This is a genomic window from Arthrobacter halodurans (genome assembly GCF_041877255.1).
Lineage (GTDB): Bacteria > Actinomycetota > Actinomycetes > Actinomycetales > Micrococcaceae > Arthrobacter_N > Arthrobacter_N halodurans.
Genome location: NZ_JBHDLJ010000002.1, coordinates 379,936 through 397,657, shown reverse-complemented (window position 1 = coordinate 397,657; position 17,722 = coordinate 379,936). Strand labels below are relative to the sequence as shown.

Genomic DNA, 17,722 nt, shown 5'->3' with positions numbered 1-17,722 from the left:
CACCGCCCGATCCGGCACCACCCGGGCCACCGGCCCACCAGACCGAACGTCCACCCCGAACCCCGCGACCACACCCCACACCGCAACCGCAACCCCGCAACCCCATCCCCGCAACCGCACCCCCGCAACCAAGGAGAATCCCATGGCAGAACGCACCGCAACCATCGCCAGCCGCGTCGGCCTGCACGCCCGCCCGGCCGCCATCTTCGCCGAGGCCGCCGCCGACCAGCCGGTCGAGGTCACCATTGCCCTGCAGGGCGAGCCGGCCGAGGACGCCCTCGACGCCTCCAGCATCCTCTCCCTCATGGGGCTGGGCGCGGAGTACGGAACCGTCGTCGTGCTGCGCGCCGAGGGTGACGGCGCCGACGGCGCCCTCGAGGTTCTCGTCCAGATCCTGGAGACGGACCACGACGCCGAGTAGTCCCGCCGAGGGCGCTTAACCACGGACGCTCCCCGGGAAGTGCGGCGTATGGCGGGTCCATACGCTGCGCATCCCGGGGAGCGTCGTGGTTTCAGGTGGCTAGATCAGCCCGTCGCTGAGGTGGTTCGGCGTGCCGAAGCGGTGCGCCGTGATGGACACCGCCTGCTCGTGCAGGAACGTCAGCAGCTCCACCCGGCCGGCGGAGACCACATCGCCCGCGTAGATCGCGACGTCCGGCTTGCCGCCCGTGGCCTCTGCCGTGTCCAGGACGCGGCCGCCGATCAGGCGGATCCTCGAGGCCGAATCGGGACCCGTCTTCGCGGCCAGCCGCGCGGCGCGCGCGGCCCAGGCCGCGGAGTCCTCGACGGCCAGCACGACGCCGGCGGCGCGGAGCGCCCGCTCCACGGGGCCCGGGAGCGCGACGGCGGTGCTCACCGTCAGGCGCGAGCCCGGCCGCGTGCCGTCCTCGGCGGACGCGTCGGCCCAGGCCCGGACGCCGGCCGCGACGACGCGGACGAGCTCCGCGACACCGTGGCCCGACGTCGCGGCCTCGAAGCGCACGGTCACGGGCACGGCGCGGTAGCGGAAGACGTTCCGCTCGGCCTGCAGCCCGGAGACGTCCCGGGCCGTGCCGAACTCGGCGCGCCAATCGGCGGCGTCCGTGGACAGCGCCGCGGCCAGCCACTCGGTGTCGGCGGCGGACAGCGCGTCCGAGGAGCGCACGGCGTCGAGCAGGGCGGACGCCGGCCCGGTCGGGTCGTCGGCGCCGGCGGCGGAGCGGCGCACCGGGGCGTCCTTCCACGAGCCCAGCCCCACAAGGTAGTTGGGCCCGCCGGCCTTGGTGCCGGTCCCGACGGCCGACTTCTTCCAGCCGCCGAACGGCTGGCGGCGGACGATCGCGCCCGTGATGCCGCGGTTGACGTAGAGGTTGCCGGCCTCGATGTTCCGCAGCCAGTAGTCCAGCTCCGTGGGGTCCAGCGAGTGCAGGCCGGACGTCAGGCCGAAGTCGACGTCGTTGACCAGCGCGACGGCCTCCTCGAGGGTCCGCGCCGTCATGACGCCCAGCACGGGGCCGAAGTACTCGGTGAGGTGGAACTCGGAGCCGCGCTCGACGCCGGCGCGCACGCCCGGGCTCCACAGCTGCCCGGAGTCGTCCAGGGGCCGCGGCTGCAGGATCCACCGCTCGCCCTCGCCGAGCTCGGTCAGGCCGCGCAGCAGCTTGCCCGCCGCGGGCTCGATGACGGGGCCCATCTGCGTGCGCGCGTCCGTCGGGTAGCCGACCCGCAGCGAGCGCACCGCGTCGACGAGCTGGTGGTGGAACCTCCGGGACGTCGCGACGGAGCCGACGAGGATCACCAGCGAGGCCGCCGAGCACTTCTGTCCGGCGTGCCCGAACGCGGAGGCCGCGACGTCCTTCGCCGCGAGGTCCAGGTCCGCGGACGGGGTGACGATGAGCGCGTTCTTCCCGGAGGTCTCCGCCAGCATCGGCAGGTCCTTGCGGAACGAGCGGAACAGCTCGGCCGTCTCGTACCCGCCGGTGAGGATCAGGCGGTCGACGGCGGGGTGCGAGACCAGCGCGGTGCCGAGGTCGCGCTCGGAGAGCTGGACGTACTGCAGCACGTCGCGCCCGATCCCGGCCTCGTCGAGCGCCTCCCACAGCGCCTCGACCATGACGGCCCCGCTGCGCCGGGCCTGCCGGGCCGGCTTGATGACGACGGCGGAGCCCGCGGCGAGCGCGGAGAGGGTGGAGCCGGCCGGGATGGCGACCGGGAAGTTCCACGGCGGGGTGACGACGGTGAGCCTCGACGGGACGAACTCGGCGCCGTCGACGGCGTCCAGCCCCTTGGCCAGCTCCGCGTAGTAGTGGGCGAAGTCGATGGCCTCGGAAACCTCCGGGTCGCCCTGGTCCAGGGTCTTCCCGCACTCGCTGGCCATGACCTCGAGCAACCGCGCCCGGCGCGCCTCGAGGCGGACCCCTGCGCGGTGCAACACGGCGGCGCGCTCGGCGCCGGAGAGGCGGCCCCAGGCCTCCCCCGCGGCGACGGCGGAGGCCACCACGGCCTCCAACGCGTCCCCGGTGGACAACGTGCCGCCGTCGGCCGTCGCCGTGCCGGCCTCGGAGCCGGGCACGCGGGCGAGGATTTCCCGGCCCCAGGCCCGGTTGGCCGGGAGGTCGGGGTCGGTGTCCGGGGTGTTCTCGAAGCTCTCGACGGGCCCGCCGACGCCGGACGGACCCCCGCCGTCCTCGGAGCGCGCGGCCCGGGCGTTGACGGTCTCCAGCGCCGCCACGGCGTCGAACGCGGAGCGGTCCTGGATGCGGTTGGGGCCCGGGACCTCGTCCGTGAGTCCGGCCAGCGAGTCGAGGAAGCGGTTCTTCTCCCGCTCGAACAGCGCCTCGTTGGCGTCGAGCTCGAACACGGCGGACATGAAGTTGTCCTGGCTCGCCCCCTCCTCGAGGCGGCGGATCAGGTACGCGATCGCGACGTCGAACTCGGCCGGGTGGACCACGGGGGTGTAGAGCAGGAGGGAGCCCACGTCGCGGCGCACGGCCTCGGCCTGCCCGGTCGCCATGCCGAGGAGCATCTCGAACTCGATGCCCCGCTCCACGCCCCGGGCCTTGCCGAGCAGCCAGGCGAGGGCGATGTCGAAGAGGTTGTGCCCGGCGACGCCCAGGCGGACGTTCCCGATCCGGTCCGGGTGCAGGGCGTAGTCCAGGACCGCCTTGTAGGAGGTGTCCGTGGCCTGCTTGCTGTGCCACGTGGCCAGCGGCCAGCCGTGGACGTCGGCGTCCATGGTCTCCATGGGCAGGTTGGCGCCCTTGACCAGGCGGACCTTGGTGGGCGCGCCGCCGGCGCGGACGCGGGCGGCCGACCAGTCCTGCAGGCGGATCATGGCGGACAGCGCGTCCGGCAGGTACGCCTGCAGCACGATTCCGGCCTCCAGCTCCTTGAACTCCGGCAGGTCGAGCAGGCGGGTGAAGACCGCGATCGTCAGGTCGAGGTCCTTGTACTCCTCCATGTCCAGGTTGATGAATTTCCCGGGGGTCGACGAGGCGGCCAGCCGGTACAGCGGCGCGAGGGTCTCGACGACGTGCTCCACGGCCTCGTCGAACGCCCAGTGGTTGTGCGGGGACACCGTCGAGGAGACCTTGATGGAGACGTAGTCGACGTCGTCGCGGGCGAGGAGCCGGCGCGTGCCCTCCAGCCGGCGGCCGGCCTCGCCCTCGCCGAGGATGGCCTCGCCGAGCAGGTTGACGTTGAGGCGGATGCCCTCCTTCCGGAGGCCCGCGATCGACTTGCCGAGCTTGGCGTCGGTCGCGTCCACGATGAGGTGCCCCACCATCTCGCGCAGCACGCGGCGCGCGATGGGAATGACGACGGCGGGCGCCACGGGCGCCACCGCGCCGCCGAGGGCGACGGCGGACTTCATGTACCAGGGCAGGAAGGAGGGGACCTTGGGCGCGAGGGCCTTGAGGTTGCGCGCCGCGACGGCGAGGTCCTCCGGGCGAACGACGCCGTCGACGAAGCCGACCGTGAAGTCCAGGCCGTTCGGGTCCTTCAGCACGCCGGCGAGCTGCTCGGCCGAGGCGTCGACCGGGTACGCGGCGGCCTCGGTCAGCCAGCGGCGGACCAGGGCGACGGCCTCGTCGGCGAGGTCCTGCGGGCGGGTCTGGTTCAGTCCCGCGTCGGTGGTGGGGATGCTCACGTCGTCGGTGCTCCTTGGTGGTGGCGGCCGGTCGGCCTGCTGGGGTTCCGGGTGGGGGTCCGGCGGATGGGTGGTTCCCGCGGCGCCGCGGCGCCTCGGCCCGCGGCGTTGGCACACGGGGTCTCAGGATTCAGTATCTGCCCGGGGTTGGTTAAGCAAAAGCGACGTTTCCCGAAGGATAATGTTCGGTGTCACCGAATGTTCGCGCCACCCCGGGAGGCACACCATGCTCGACGTCCGACGGCTCCGGCTGCTCCGCGAGCTGAGTATCCGCGGAACCGTCGCCGAGGTCGCCGCGGTCCTGAACTACAGCCCCTCGTCCGTGTCCCAGCAGCTGTCGCAGCTCGAGCGGGAGGCCGGCGTCGAACTCCTGCGCAAGAGCGGCCGCAGGCTGCAGCTCACGCCGCAGGCGCAGGTGCTCGTGGCGCACACCGCCGAACTGCTGGAGTCCCTGGAGCGGGCCGAGGCCGCGCTGGCCGCGACCCAGCCCGGAGTCGGCGGAACCGTGCGCGTCGCCGTGTTCCAGACCGCGGCGCTCGCGCTGATGCCGAACATGCTGCGCGCCCTCCGCGAGTCGCACCCCGAGGTCCGGGTGGAGATGGTGCAGCACGAACCGGAAACGGCCCTGCACGAGACCTGGGCGCGCAACTTCGACCTCGTGGTCGCCGAGGAGTATCCGGGCCATTCCGCGCCCCACTACCGGGAGCTCGAGCGCGAGCCGCTGCTCCACGACACCGTGCGGCTCGCCCTGCCCGACGGCGGACCGGGCGGCGGACCGGAGTCGGGGGCCGCCCGGTGGGCCGGCGGCGCCGACGGCCGGTCCGACACCTGGTCCGACACCGGCGGCGCGGGGACCCCGTCCGAGTTCCGGCGGGTCGACGCGCTCTCCCAGGCCGCGCACCTCCCGTGGGTCATGGAGCCGCACGGCGCGGCCTCCCGCCATTGGGCCGAGCAGGCCTGCCGGTCCGCCGGCTTCGAGCCGGACGTGCGCTTCGAGACGGCCGACCTCCAGGCGCACGTCCGGCTCGTCGAGTCCGGGAACGCCGTGGCGCTGCTCCCGGACCTCGTGTGGGCAGACCGACGCGCGGCGGTCCGGCGGGTTGCGCTGCCGGGCCTGCCCCAGCGGACCGTGTTCACCGCCATGCGCACCTCCAGCGCCCGGCACCCCGCGATCGCGGCCGTGCGGTCGGCCCTCCGCGCGCAGGCCGAAACCCTCGCCCGAAGCTCCCCGAACATGGTCACGGAACGGTAACGGCGGCGTGACCCCGCTCACAACGCCGGACGGCCGGCTGTCATACTGGGGAAACCCACCACCTCTGCGCGATATTTGTGGGTACCCAAAATGCCGGCGCGGCGTCGGTTTCCCCCGCCGACGCGCCGCACCGATCCACAAGGACGACCATGACTGACCAGACCTACCAGCTGCTCGCCATCGGCGTTTATATGGTCGCCATGCTGGCGATCGGCTACTTCGCCTTCAAGCGCACCAGCGACCTCGACGACTACATGCTCGCCGGCCGCGGGCTCAAGCCCGGGGTGGCCGCGCTCTCCGCCGGCGCCTCCGACATGTCCGGGTGGCTCCTCATGGGGCTCCCCGGCGCCATCTACGTTTCCGGCCTGATCGAGGCCTGGATCGCGATCGGCCTCACCATCGGCGCGTGGCTGAACTGGAAGTTCGTGGCGCCCCGCCTGCGCTCCTACACGCAGGTCTCCCAGAACGCCATCACCGTCCCGAGCTTCTTCGAGAAGCGCCTCAAGGACAAGACGCACGTGCTGCGCATCGCGTCCAGCGTGATCGTGCTGGTCTTCTTCACGTTCTACGTCTCCTCGGGCATGGTCGCGGCGGGCAAGTTCTTCGAGGGCTCCTTCGGTTGGCCCTACCTGGCCGGCCTGGCCACGGTCACCATCGTCACCCTGACCTACACCCTGTTCGGCGGTTTCCTGGGGGCGACGCTGACCGACGTCGCCCAGGGCCTCCTGATGCTGGCCGCGCTCATCGCCGTGCCGATTGTCGCGCTCATCCAGACGGGCGGCATCAGCGCCGCCGCCGAGGGCATCCGCGAGGTCAACCCGGACGCGCTGAACCTCTTCGCCGGCTTCGGCGAGGGCAACAACCTCATCTGGGCGCTCGGGATCTTCTCCACGGCCGCGTGGGGCCTGGGCTACTTCGGACAACCGCACATCGTCGTCCGGTTCATGGCCCTGCGCACCCCGCAGGACGCGAAGGCCGGTCGCCGCATCGGCATCGGCTGGATGATCCTGACCGCCAGTGGCGCCATCGCCACCGCCCTGATCGGCATCGGCTACTTCGCCGGCGACCCGGCCAAGGAGCTCACCGACCCCGAGACCGTGTTCCTGCTGATGTCGCAGATCTTCTTCCACCCGTTCGTCGCCGGCCTGGTGCTGGCCGCCGTGCTGGCCGCGATCATGTCCACCATCTCCTCGCAGCTGGTGGTCTGCTCGTCGGCCCTCGTCGAGGACCTGTACAACATCGTCGGCCGCGAGGCCACGCCGAAAAAGCAGGTCATGCTCGGCCGCACCGGCGTGCTCGTCGTGGCCGTGGTCGCGGCGCTGCTCGCCCTGGACCAGAACTCCACCATCCTGGATCTCGTGGCGTTCGCCTGGGCCGGCTTCGGCGCGGCGTTCGGGCCGCTGGTCCTGCTCAGCCTCTACTGGCGCAAACTGACCGCGACCGGTGCGCTCGCGGGCATGCTCGTCGGCGCCACGACCGTGTTCGTCTGGGGCAACATCCCCGCCCTCGCCGACGCGATGTACGAGATCGTCCCCGGCTTCATCCTCAACCTCGTCGTGACGGTGGTCGTCTCCAAGATGACCTACAAGCCGAACGCCGTCATCGAGGAGGAGTTCTCGCTCATGGAGCATCAGGTCTCCCCGAAGGCCGCGCGCACCGAGCCTGTCGCCGGCTAGGCCCGTCGCCCGGACCGCGGAGTCACCGCGTGCCGGGCCTCCGCGCGAAGGAGGCATCCTGCAGGGCACCCGGCCCCGCAGGGTGCCTCCCGCGCTTTCCGGCCGCGTTCGTTCCGTCCGCGTGGCGCCCAAACATCACGCGCGCCTAACCGCCCGGTAACAGCTCCGAAACACCGCGGCGGCAGAGTGGGGTCATCGACAACCCGCACCACCGCCGAGGAGCACACGATGAGCATCTCCATCTCCCACCAGGAACTCCACATCAGGGATCTGCGCACGCTCGGCCCCGGCGACACCGTCGAGGCCCTGCGCCACGGCGACGTCCACTACCGGGGGCGCGTCGAGGCGACCGCGCCGGACCACGGCGTCGTGTGGGTTCGCGACGACTCCACCGGCTGCCGCGCCATGCTCCACGGGAACGTCTACGACGTGTTCCTCCTGCGCCGCGCCATGGCGGGCCTGGCCCGGGCGGCCTGATTCCCCCGGAGGCCCGAGTCCCGCGGCAACCCGGCGCCCCCTGGCAACACGGCGCCCTCTGGCAACCCGGCGCGACCGGGTCCTCTGGAAACCCGGTGCGACCGGGTCCGGCGGCGTCGCGCGGTCCCGTCACTCCGGTCCCACCGGCCCCGGTACGCTCTACCCATGGCCGATGAGACACCCACGACACCCAGTCCCACACCCAGCTCCGCGCCCGCCGCCGAGCCTCCCGCGGAGGCGGCGGACGACTTCGTGGTCCGGCGCCACACCTCCCCCACCGGCCTCGCCTACACGACGACGACCGGACGCCTGGTGCTGCGCCGCGAGGAGACCGCGGACGGGAAGGCCGACGGGTTCCACCCCAAGGCGGAGATCTTCCTCGTCGCCTACACGGCGGACGGCCCCCCGCCCCAGGCCACCGGCCCGGACGCCGCGCCCGGCGCCAACGAACCGGACGCCTCGCCCGCGGCGCAGCCCCTGCCGCCCCACGGGGCGCGGCAGGGGCCGCCCGCGGCGAACCGCCGGCCCGTCGTGTTCGCCTTCAACGGCGGACCCGGCTCGGCCAGCGTCTGGCTGCACATGGGACTGCTCGGTCCCCGCCTCGTGGACTCCGGCGACGTGGGCGCCATGACCCCCGCGCCGTACGGCCTCCTCGACAATCCGGAGAGCATCCTCGAACACGCGGACCTCGTGATGATCGACCCGGTCAACACCGGCTTCTCCCGCGTCGTGCACGGCGGGAAGTCCGACGAGTTCCACGCCTTCGTCGAGGACCGGGACCTGGTCGCCGAGGTGATCCGTCTCTGGGTCACCCGGAACCACCGCTGGCTCTCGCCCAAGTTCCTGGTCGGGGAGAGCTACGGCACGCTGCGCGCGGTGGCGGTGGCCCGCCGCCTCTACGAGGCCTACGGCCTGGCCGTCAACGGACTCGGGCTCATCAGCACCGTCCTGAACCTGTCAACCCTCGACTTCCAGCCCGGTAACGACACCCCGTACGCGCTCCACCTGCCGACGTACGCCGCGATCGCCCACTACCACGGGCGCCACGGCGTCCGGCCCCTGGACGACGTCCTGCGCGAAGCCGAGGAGTACGCCGCCGGCGACTACGTCCTGGCGCTGCACCGGGGGAGCCGGCTCCCCCGGCACGCCCACGACGCCGTGGTGCGCCGCCTCGCCGAGCTCACCACGCTTCCCGAGGCGTTCATCCGGCGGACCAATCTGCGCTGGGAATACATGGAGTTCGCCACCGAGCTGCTCCGCGGCGAGGGAAGGATGGTGGGTCGGATCGACGGGCGCTTCTCCGGGCAGCCGCCGCGCCTGCAGGAGTCCCACACGTGGGACGACCCGAGCCTGCGCGCCATCGCCGGTCCCTACTCGGCCGCCATCAACCACTACGTCCGCGCGGAGCTCGGCTACGAGAGCGACCTGCCGTACGAGGTGCTGACGGGACGCGTCCACCCGTGGAGCTACCGCACGTTCGAGGGGGCGCCGGTGGACGTGTCCAAGGACCTGGAGCGGCTCCTCGTGGATCTCCCGGAACTGCGCGTCCACGTGGACTACGGGTACCACGATGGAGCCACGCCGCACGCGGCGGCCGAGTACGTCTGGGCCCACATGGACCTCCCGCCGGGGGCGAGCGAGCGGTTCACGCACCACTTCCACGAGGCCGGGCACATGATGTACCTCAACCCGCGGTGCCGCGCGGACCAGCTGCGGGAGCTCGCGGCATTCGTCGGTACTCCCGGCTAGGGCGTTCGCCGCAGGGTGCGTGAACCCGCCGAAACAACGGCGTCACAATCGGGGAACCGATTTGCGTTTCCCCGGTTCACAAGGAACGACAAATGCGTATCATGGTGCCTGTCACACCGGTGGCCTCCGCTGCCGGGGCGCCAACGTCCGTTCCAAGGGGGAATGGACCCAAGGGAGGAAAACCGCATGAATTTCCTGGCTTTTCTGCTTCTCGGCCTCATCGCGGGCGCCATCGCCAAAATGATCCTGCCCGGTCGGCAGGGCGGCGGCTGGCTGGCAACCCTGCTCCTCGGCGTCGTCGGCGCCGTCCTGGGCGGCTGGATCGGCAGCCTCTTCGGCAGCGGCACCGCCGGCTTCTTCGATCTGGTGTCGTGGATCTGGGCCATTATCGGCTCCCTGGTGGTCCTCGCCATCTGGGGATTCATCACCAGCAAACGGGCCGCCTAGCCACCCGGCGGGGCGGACTCCTCCGAGCTGCCGCCGCCGGCGGCCATTCCCCGGGATGGCCGCCGGTTTCGTGCCGGGAGCGGGTCCGGATCCGATATTGACAAGAATTTTCTGTCAAGACATTGACTGCGCGTGGTCCGCGGCAGAGACTGGGTCCACCAGACCGGGGGGTCTGCATTCGCGGAGGGGCGCGGCGTCGCGGCACGGGCGTCGGCCGGACTCGGCGGGCAGTGGGGGCGGGCGGCGACCTGACGCCGCTTGATTGTCCGGCGAGTCGTTGGGGGCGCGCCCGCCCCTCCGCCACCACCCGTCGCGCGCTGGCTAGGCTGGCGCCATGGCCTCCTGGAACCGCACGCAGTCCCATCACTTCGACCTGGCGCCCGAGGTCCTCTGGCCGGTCATCGCGGACCCGTCGGCGCTCCCGCTCTGGAACCGGGCCGTCGCCGCGCTGGTTCCCCGCACCGCGGACCCGGCGCCGGGGACCGCGCTGGATTTCGAACCGCGACCGGCCCTCATCGGGGCCATCCACGCCCGGACGGCCCCGCCCGCCGTGGTGGTGCGGCGCGTGGCGGGCAGGGAGTTCTCCTGGCGCCAGCCGCAGCCCGGCGGCGGACTGCTGGTGCGGTGGGAGCTCCGTCCCGAGCACGGGGGCACCCGCCTGGTGCAGACCGTGTCCGTCGACGGCCCCGGGACCCCGCTGTTCGGGCCGTCGTCGGCCGGTCCGCTGGCCGCGGGCTTCGCCGAGAACTGCGCGCGGCTCCACCGGCTGGCCGGGGGATCCGCGACCCGGGAACCGAAGATCGTCATCGCGGGCGGTTCCGGCTTCCTCGGTCGGCGCCTGGCCGCGGACCTCGCGTGCAGGAACCACGACGTCGTGGTGCTGACCCGCTCCCACGATCCCGGCTCCCCCTTCCGGCAGGTTGCCTGGGACGGCGCCGGCCCGGGCGCCTGGACGCGGGAGCTGGAACACGCCGGACCTGTCGCCGTCGTCAACCTCGCGGGCCGGAGTGTGGACTGCCGGCCCTCGCCTGGCCACGTCGCGGCGCTGCGCGACTCGCGCGTCCGATCCACCCGCGCCCTGGTCGAGGCCTGCGCCGCCCTGCCGCGGCCCGTGTCGCGCTGGGTTCAGGCCAGCACGACGGCGGTCTACGGCGACGCCGGGGAGGACCGGCTCGACGAACACTCGGCGCTACCGTCCGGCGGCGCCGCGCTGCCCCAGATGACGGGTGTTGCCGTGCCGTGGGAAAAGGCCGCAGCGGGGGCGAACACCCACCACCAGACGATCCTGAGGACCGCGATCGTGCTGGAGCGGGAGTGCCCCGCATTCGACCGGTTGTCCCTGCTCGCCCGTGCGGGCCTGGGCGGCCCGGTGGGCGACGGGCGCCAGTGGTTCAGCTGGATCCACCTGGAGGACTGGCTCGGCGTGGTGCGCGCTGGGCTGGGTCTCGAACCCTCGGTGGAGTTGCCGTCGGGAGTCGTTGTCGCCGCGGCGCCCGAACCGGTCCGCAACGCCGAGCTGATGTCCATGCTCCGCGAACGGCTGGCGCCGCGGCGGCTGCGCCGGTGGTCCGTCCCGGCCCCGGCGCCGCTGGTGCGGCTCGGGGCCCTGGCGCTGGGCACCGACCCTGCGCTCGGACTGACCGGCCGGCACGCCACGTCCGCGGTCCTGGGGGACGCCGGGTTCGCGTTCCGGCACCCCCGGCTCGGCGCGGCCCTGTCCGACATCACCGGATAGCCGTGTGAAAATCGGCGGTTCCAGACGGCCCGCCCGGGGCTACCCTTAAGGGGAGGGGCGGCCCGGCGGCGCGCCCGGACGGCGCCTCTCCCCAGCAGAGGGACCCGCCATGACCGTCGTCAGCATCGTCTACCACCGCCACCACCGTGCCACCCGGGAGTACGCCCAGCTGCTCGCGGACCGGTTGCACGTCACGGGCCACGCGCCTCAGCTGGTGGCAGTCTCGGAAGCCTCGCCCCACGAGGTCGTCTACTCGGGGGCGCTGGTCCTGCTCTCCCCCGTGATGTTCGGCAGGATCCACGGCGCCGCGCTGGCCAGGATCATCGCCGGCGTCCGGCCCACCGCGGTCCTGGTGGTTGGCGACGCCCGGTTGCGCGGCCGCGTGAGCCGCCTCTTCAGCGCGGAGCAGCTGCGCAACATCACGGTCTTCTCCGCGGCCGGCCGCGACCCGCAGGTGTCCGAGGTCGTGCCGGTGGCGGACTGGGTCTCCGGGCTGCCGGGGGCCCCTACCGGGCCCCTGGACGACCGGTGAAGCCGCCCATGCTGGAGTAGATGCCGAAGACCCGGCCCGCGAGGAAGTCCCACGCGGGCCGGGGTAGCGCTCCCCGGGCGAGCTGTGCGAGCTTCACGGTCCAGGGCATGAGCAGCAGCGGCCGACCCTCGAGCATGGACGCCCAGACCACCTCGACGACGTGCTCCGGCGTCATCAGCGGGGTCATCAGCATGCCCCGGGCGCCGGCGAACATGCCGGTCGACACGTAGGTGGGGCAGACCGTCGTCACCTTCACGTGCCGGTGCCCCGCCTGTTCCAGCTCGAGCCGCAGCGAGTCGCTCCAGCCCAGGGCCGCGGCCTTGGACGCGGCGTAGACGCTCATGCGGGGGTTGGAGACGAGCCCGGCAGCGGACGCGATGGTGACGATCCTCGCCGGGCGGCCGGCGGCGATCATCGCGGGCAGGAACGCCAGCGTCGTGCGCATCGGGGCCAGCGCGTTGACGGCCATCGTCGCATCGATGTCCGCGCGCGTGTGCTCCCAGAAATACGCCCCGCGGACGATCCCGGCGTTGTTGATGAGCACGTCGGGCACGCCGCGCTCAGCGACCCGGGCCGCGGCGGCCGCGAGCGCCGCCCCGTCCGCGAGGTCCACGGCCTGCGCCTCCACGACGGTCGCCCCGGCCGCACCCCGCCGGCGGTCGGCCGCGGACTGCAGTGCCGCGCGCGCCGCCTCGAGTCCCACGGCGTCGACGTCCCACAGGATCAGGCGGGCGGCTCCCTCGGCGACTGCGCGCCCGGCGTAGAGCCGCCCCATCCCCTGTGCCGCGCCGGTGACGAGCACCGTCGTCCCCGCCACGTCCGCCATTTGTCCCCTGACCACCACGCCACCCGACCCTCCAACGCCGCCTCTGCCACCCCGAGCATACGGGGGCCACCGCCGGCGAAGCGGGGAATCCGGGCATGAAAAAAGCACCCCGGCCCTGAGGGCCGGAGTGCTTTCCACGGTGGAGGTAAGGGGATTCGAACCCCTGACCTTCTGCATGCCATGCAGACGCGCTACCAACTGCGCCATACCCCCGCGGGGTGGATCGGACCGGCGGAAACCGGCGCCCGAGCCGAGTTAACAATCTACAGCATCGCGGCGTCACCGCGCCAATCGTCCGGGCGGGGGCGGGCATGCCGTCATCCGAAAGGGCGACCCTCTGCCGCGGACCCCGGCCATAGAATGGCCGCGGAGGGCAACCATGACTGCAGGGATGTCGAAAGGGCACGCGCCGAACGGCCCGGAGCCGGCCGGCGCGCCACGGGCCGCGGCGCCGCGGCTGGTGCTGATCGCCGTCGGCCTGGCGGGGGTGGCCGTCTTCCTCACCTTCGTCCACGAGCTGCGCGACGTCGTCGCGCCGGTCTTCCTCGGCCTGAACCTCATGATCGCGGCCTTCCCCCTGCAACGCTGGCTCTCGGTCCGCATCCACCGCTACGCCGCCGCGGTCCTGACCCTGCTGCTGGTGCTGGCGGTTCTCGGCTTCTTCTTCACCGCGACGGGATGGGCGGCCGGCGAGCTGGTGCGCGAGCTCCCCGGCTACAACGCGGAGCTCAGACAGCTCTGGATCGACGCGGCCGGATGGCTCGCCGGACTCGGCGTGAGCGAGGCCATGCTGATGGACCAGTTCCGCGGCATCGAGGCCTCCAGTGTCCTGGGGCTGCTGACCCCGCTGGTCGCCAACGTCTCCAGCGTCCTCGCCGTTCTGGTCACCGTCGTTATGGCCGTGTTCTTCCTGAGCATGGACTCGACCTCCATCCAGCGCCGCATGGCGATGCTCGGGCGCGGCTACCCCGGCGCCGCGGCGGCGATGTCGTCCTTCAGCCACGGCGTGCGCCGCTACTGGATCGTCACCACCGTGTTTGGGCTCATCGTGGCCCTGCTCGACGTCGTCATCCTGGCCATCATCGGCGTCCCGCTGATCTGGGTCTGGGGCGTCCTGGCCTTCCTGACCAACTACATCCCCAACATCGGCTTCGTGATCGGGCTCGCGCCACCTGCCCTGCTGGCCCTGCTGGACGGCGGCCCGGGCCCGGCACTCGCGGTCGTGGCCGCCTACAGCGTGCTCAACTTCTCGGTGCAGTCCATCGTGCAGCCCAAGTTCACGGGCCAGTCGGTCGGGGTCACCCCGACCGTCTCCTTCCTGTCGCTCTTGTTCTGGTACTGGGTGCTCGGCTGGCTCGGCGCGCTGCTCGCGCTGCCCGCGACGCTCCTGCTGAAGGCCGTCCTGATCGACGCCGACCCGCGGGCCCGCTGGGTCAACGCCCTGATCTCCAGCAATCCCGAGCGCGAGGTGCCGCCGGCCATGCGGACCCCGCCGGCGCCCGGGCCGGGCGCCCGGACCGCGGGGACGGCGCCCGGCGGGGGCGGCACGTCCGCCGGAGGCCGCGCCGGCGCCGGTCCCGCCGCGGCGGGACCGGCGGCACCGGACCCGTCGTCCGCCGACCCCTAGTCTTCGCTACGAGGGGACGGACGCCCCGGCCCCGGACGGTGCGGACGTGGCCTGCTCGGGCGTGGCCTGCGCAGCGGCCACCGCGGCGGCCGCCGCACGGCGCCGGGCACCCCACCCGGACGCCAGCGCCAGCAGCAGCCCCAAAAGGGCCAGTCCGGCGCCGAGGAAGGCCGGCGCCCGGTAGCCGAGCCCGAGGCCGATGACGACGGCGCCCAGCGCGGCGCCGAGCGCGTTGGCGACATTCAGCGCCGAGTGGTTCAGCGACGCGGCCAGGGACTGGGCCTTCGGCGCGGAGTCCATGAGCAGCGCCTGGAGGCCCGGCACCAGGATGGATCCGGTCCCCCCGAGGATGAAGACCAGGATCAGGGCGGGCACCGGGTACGGGGAGAGCAGTCCGAACGCGGTCATGAAGACCACCATGGCGCTGGTGGCGATGTAGATGCTCCCGCGCACCGACCAGTCGGCCAGTCGTCCGCCGGCGATGTTGCCGATGACCATGCCGACGCCGTAGAGGCCGAGCACCAGCGGGACGGACTGGATCGGGAGCCCCGTCACGTCGGTGAGCGTGGGGCTGATGTAGGAGTAGACCGCGAAGAAGCCGCCGAAGCCGATGACGCCGGTGAGCATGGCCAGCCAGACCTGGCCGCTGCGCAGGGCCGTCAGCTCCCGCCGGATGCTGGCCTCCGCGTGGGCCGGGCTGAACGGGACGAACGCCTTGATGCTCACCCAGGTCACCGCCCCGACGAGTCCGACGGCGGCGAACATCCAGCGCCAGCCCAGCTGTTGCCCCAGCCAGGTGACGAACGGGACGCCGAGCACGTTGGCGACGGAAAGCCCGAGCATGACCCAGGCGATGGCCCGCCCGCGCATGGACGCGGGCACCAGGGACCCCGCGAGGATCGCGGCGATGCCGAAGTAGGCTCCGTGCGGCAGCCCGGAGAGGAAGCGGGTGAACAGCATCCACTCGTAGTTCGGGGCCAGCATCGACGTCATGTTGGCCACGGTGAAGAACGCCATCAGCCACAGGACCATGGTCTTGCGCGGCGCGCGCGCGCCGATCGCCGTGATCGCGGGCGCGCCGACGACCACGCCGAGGGCATAGGCGGAGATCAGCAGCCCCATGTCGGGGTTGGTCACGCCGAGGTCGGCCGCGCCCTCCTGAAGCAGGCCCATGATGCTGAACTCGGTGGTGCCGATGCCGAAGCCGCCCAGGGCGAGGGCGACGACGGCCAGCAGGAGCGGGCGTCCGCGGAGCTGGGTGCTGCGGGCGGTGGGAGTCATGCGGGGGCCTGCCTTTGGGGGTGCACGGATGCGCGGACTGAAGAGTGCGGCAACACTGGCGCGGAAGCTTCCAGTCTACGGAACGCTTCCCGGGCCCACCCTCTTCCCGAGACGACCGCCACTATGCCGTTCGCCATGCCCGTCCGGCTCGCCCGGGGCGGCGCGCGGGGGCGCGCCCCTCAGAGGTCCTCGAGCTCGATGCCCGCATCCGCCAGGCGTTCCCGGGGAACCTCCCGCCCGACGATCCCCCGCAGGACGTCTCCGACGTCCCAGATGTTGACGTTCATCGCGGCCGTCACGCGGCCCCCCTCCGTCCAGAACGCGATGAATTCCCCGGAGTCCGGGTCTCCCCGCACCACGACGTCGGCGCCGCCGCCGGCCCGCCCGACGTACTCCATGCCGACGTCGTACTGGTCCGTGAAGAAATAGGGCAGCCAGTCGTAGAGGGCACCGCCGCCCGCCTCCGCGGCGGAGCCCGGGACGGAGTCCGCGAGGATGGTCGCGGCGGCCAGTTTGCCCTGGCGGATGGCGTTGTCCCAGTGCTCCACGCGTAGGCGGCCCAGGCTCGCGTGCTCGGCGTTGGCGACGTCGCCCGCGGCCAGGACGGACGGGTCCCGGGTGCGCAGGCGCGCATCCACGACGACGCCGTTGTCGACCTCCAGCCCGGCCGCCGCGGCGAGCGCGGTGTCCGGCGCGGCGCCCACGGCGACCAGGACGAGGTCGGCCCAGACCTCGCCGGCGTCCGTGGCAAGGCCGGCCGCGCGCCCGTTGGCCTCCAGGATTCCGGTGACGGAGGTGTTCATCCGCAGGTCCGTGCCGTTGCGGCGGTGCAGTTCGGCGAAGTAGCGGCCGATGTCGGGCCCCAGCGCCGCCTCCAGCGGGACGGCGTTCGGCGCCACGACCGTCACCTCGAGGCCGGCCTGCCGCGCGGACGACGCGACCTCGAGGCCGATCCATCCAGCGCCGACGATCGCCAGGCGCCCGCCGGTGTCGAAGGCCGCGCGCAGGACGTCGGCGTCGCCGATCCGCCGCAGGGTGTGCACGCCCGGCAGGGACGCGCCGGGGACGTCGAGCGTCCGGGGCACCGCGCCGGTGGCCAGCACCAGGCGGGTGTAGGGGACCCCTTCCCCGGTCGCCAGCCGGACCGTCCGCGCGTCCCGGTCGATTCCCTCCGCCCGGGTGCCCCAGCGCGCGTCGATCCCCCGTTCCGCGTACCAGCCGGCGTCGTGGACGAAGACCTCCGCGAGCTTCTTGCGGCCCTGCAGGTACTCCTTCGAGAGCGGCGGGCGCTCGTACGGGGGCACCGGCTCGTCGCCGATGAGGGTGATGGAGCCGGCGTAGCCTCCCTCGCGGAGCGCTTGGACGGTGTGGGCGGCGGCAAGCCCCGCCCCCACGACGACGGTGTGGTCCGATTCCGCGGACATGGCGCCTCCCTCGCTGCGGCGCCGCCGACGGGCGGCGCCCCTGCGGCCAAGCTATGGCCCGGGGGCGGGGCGGTCAAGGGTCGCCCCCGCCGGCCGCGCTGCGGGTCACCGCGCGGTCGGCGCGCGCGCGGCGCGTGCGCCCGGGCCCGAGAAACCATCATGCGCAGTATTTACATATGTGCAGTTTATGCGCATACTGGGAACATGAACACGACGAACCGGACCGGGGTCGAGCGGGCCCTGCGGCTGCTGGAGAACCTGCCGGAGGACGCGATGGAAGCCGTCGCGTGCCTCGGCGAGGCGCGCGGGCTCCTCGACGAGGCGTTGAACGACGCCATGGCCGAGGCCGCGCTGCAGGGCGCGTCCCTGCGCTCGGTGGCGCTGCGGGCGGGCCTGTCCCCGAACGCCGTGCCGCCGCGGTTGGCCCGGACGGACTCCCTCGGCGCCTACACGGACCCGGACGGCAAGGTCAGCAGCACCTCGGTGGAGCGGGCCCGCTACGACTCGGAGCTCGGCCGCCCGGCCCCGGAACCCCGGATGGCGTTCAAGCGCCGTCGCCCCACCTCCTGA

14 protein-coding genes and 1 tRNA gene are annotated in these 17,722 nt (G+C 72.8%); 10 read left to right on the top strand and 5 right to left on the bottom strand.

Annotated elements, in window-relative coordinates; genetic code table 11:
- The first annotated feature begins 142 nt into the window (after positions 1-142).
- Entirely contained in the window at positions 143-421 is a 279-nt protein-coding gene (locus ACETWP_RS04225; RefSeq protein WP_373970948.1) for an HPr family phosphocarrier protein, read from the top strand.
- A gap of 99 nt (positions 422-520) precedes the next feature.
- Here ACETWP_RS04225 and ACETWP_RS04220 read toward each other — a convergent pair whose 3' ends face one another.
- A complete protein-coding gene (locus ACETWP_RS04220; RefSeq protein ID WP_373970947.1) occupies positions 521-4,126 on the bottom strand; it encodes a proline dehydrogenase family protein in 3,606 nt (1,201 codons plus the stop codon).
- Positions 4,127-4,352: 226 nt separating this feature from the next.
- On the opposite strand from ACETWP_RS04220, the gene ACETWP_RS04215 reads away from it, so the two are divergent.
- The 7 genes from ACETWP_RS04215 to ACETWP_RS04185 all read left to right on the top strand — a co-directional run bounded on the left by ACETWP_RS04215 (position 4,353) and on the right by ACETWP_RS04185 (position 11,994).
- Positions 4,353-5,378, top strand: coding sequence for a LysR family transcriptional regulator (locus tag ACETWP_RS04215; RefSeq protein WP_373970946.1), 1,026 nt, complete (start codon positions 4,353-4,355; stop codon positions 5,376-5,378).
- A gap of 149 nt (positions 5,379-5,527) precedes the next feature.
- Positions 5,528-7,054, top strand: coding sequence for a sodium/proline symporter PutP (gene putP, locus ACETWP_RS04210; RefSeq protein ID WP_373970945.1), 1,527 nt, complete (start codon positions 5,528-5,530; stop codon positions 7,052-7,054).
- Between the two features lie 228 nt (positions 7,055-7,282).
- A complete protein-coding gene (locus ACETWP_RS04205; protein WP_373970944.1) occupies positions 7,283-7,531 on the top strand; it encodes a hypothetical protein in 249 nt (82 codons plus the stop codon).
- A 165-nt stretch (positions 7,532-7,696) separates the two neighbouring features.
- Positions 7,697-9,280, top strand: coding sequence for a S10 family peptidase (locus ACETWP_RS04200; protein ID WP_373970942.1), 1,584 nt, complete (start codon positions 7,697-7,699; stop codon positions 9,278-9,280).
- A gap of 186 nt (positions 9,281-9,466) precedes the next feature.
- Entirely contained in the window at positions 9,467-9,727 is a 261-nt protein-coding gene (locus ACETWP_RS04195; RefSeq protein ID WP_373970941.1) for a GlsB/YeaQ/YmgE family stress response membrane protein, read from the top strand.
- Positions 9,728-10,061: 334 nt separating this feature from the next.
- Positions 10,062-11,462, top strand: a complete 1,401-nt coding sequence (locus ACETWP_RS04190; protein ID WP_373970940.1) for a DUF1731 domain-containing protein — start codon at positions 10,062-10,064, stop codon at positions 11,460-11,462.
- A 109-nt stretch (positions 11,463-11,571) separates the two neighbouring features.
- On the top strand, positions 11,572-11,994 hold the full coding sequence (locus tag ACETWP_RS04185; protein ID WP_373970939.1) for a hypothetical protein: 423 nt from the start codon (positions 11,572-11,574) through the stop codon (positions 11,992-11,994).
- Here the strand turns inward: ACETWP_RS04185 and ACETWP_RS04180 are convergent.
- Together ACETWP_RS04180 and ACETWP_RS04175 are read right to left on the bottom strand one after the other, a co-directional pair.
- The gene (locus ACETWP_RS04180; protein WP_373970938.1) at positions 11,969-12,820 is read right to left on the bottom strand and encodes an SDR family NAD(P)-dependent oxidoreductase; all 852 of its coding nucleotides are present in this window, start codon (positions 12,818-12,820) and stop codon (positions 11,969-11,971) included. The two genes, ACETWP_RS04185 and ACETWP_RS04180, sit on opposite strands and share 26 nt — an antisense overlap.
- A 140-nt stretch (positions 12,821-12,960) precedes the next feature.
- Positions 12,961-13,033, bottom strand: a tRNA-Ala gene (locus tag ACETWP_RS04175).
- Between the two features lie 178 nt (positions 13,034-13,211).
- On the opposite strand from ACETWP_RS04175, the gene ACETWP_RS04170 reads away from it, so the two are divergent.
- The gene (locus ACETWP_RS04170; protein WP_373970937.1) at positions 13,212-14,447 is read left to right on the top strand and encodes an AI-2E family transporter; all 1,236 of its coding nucleotides are present in this window, start codon (positions 13,212-13,214) and stop codon (positions 14,445-14,447) included.
- 6 nt (positions 14,448-14,453) lie between these two features.
- Here the strand turns inward: ACETWP_RS04170 and ACETWP_RS04165 are convergent, their stop codons facing one another.
- The gene (locus tag ACETWP_RS04165; RefSeq protein ID WP_373970936.1) at positions 14,454-15,728 is read right to left on the bottom strand and encodes an MFS transporter; all 1,275 of its coding nucleotides are present in this window, start codon (positions 15,726-15,728) and stop codon (positions 14,454-14,456) included.
- Between the two features lie 179 nt (positions 15,729-15,907).
- Positions 15,908-17,152, bottom strand: coding sequence for an NAD(P)/FAD-dependent oxidoreductase (locus ACETWP_RS04160; protein ID WP_373970935.1), 1,245 nt, complete (start codon positions 17,150-17,152; stop codon positions 15,908-15,910).
- Between the two features lie 204 nt (positions 17,153-17,356).
- Between ACETWP_RS04160 and ACETWP_RS04155 the strand changes: the two genes are divergently transcribed.
- Positions 17,357-17,722: a hypothetical protein gene (locus tag ACETWP_RS04155; protein ID WP_373970934.1), complete on the top strand. Its 366-nt coding sequence runs from the start codon at positions 17,357-17,359 to the stop codon at positions 17,720-17,722.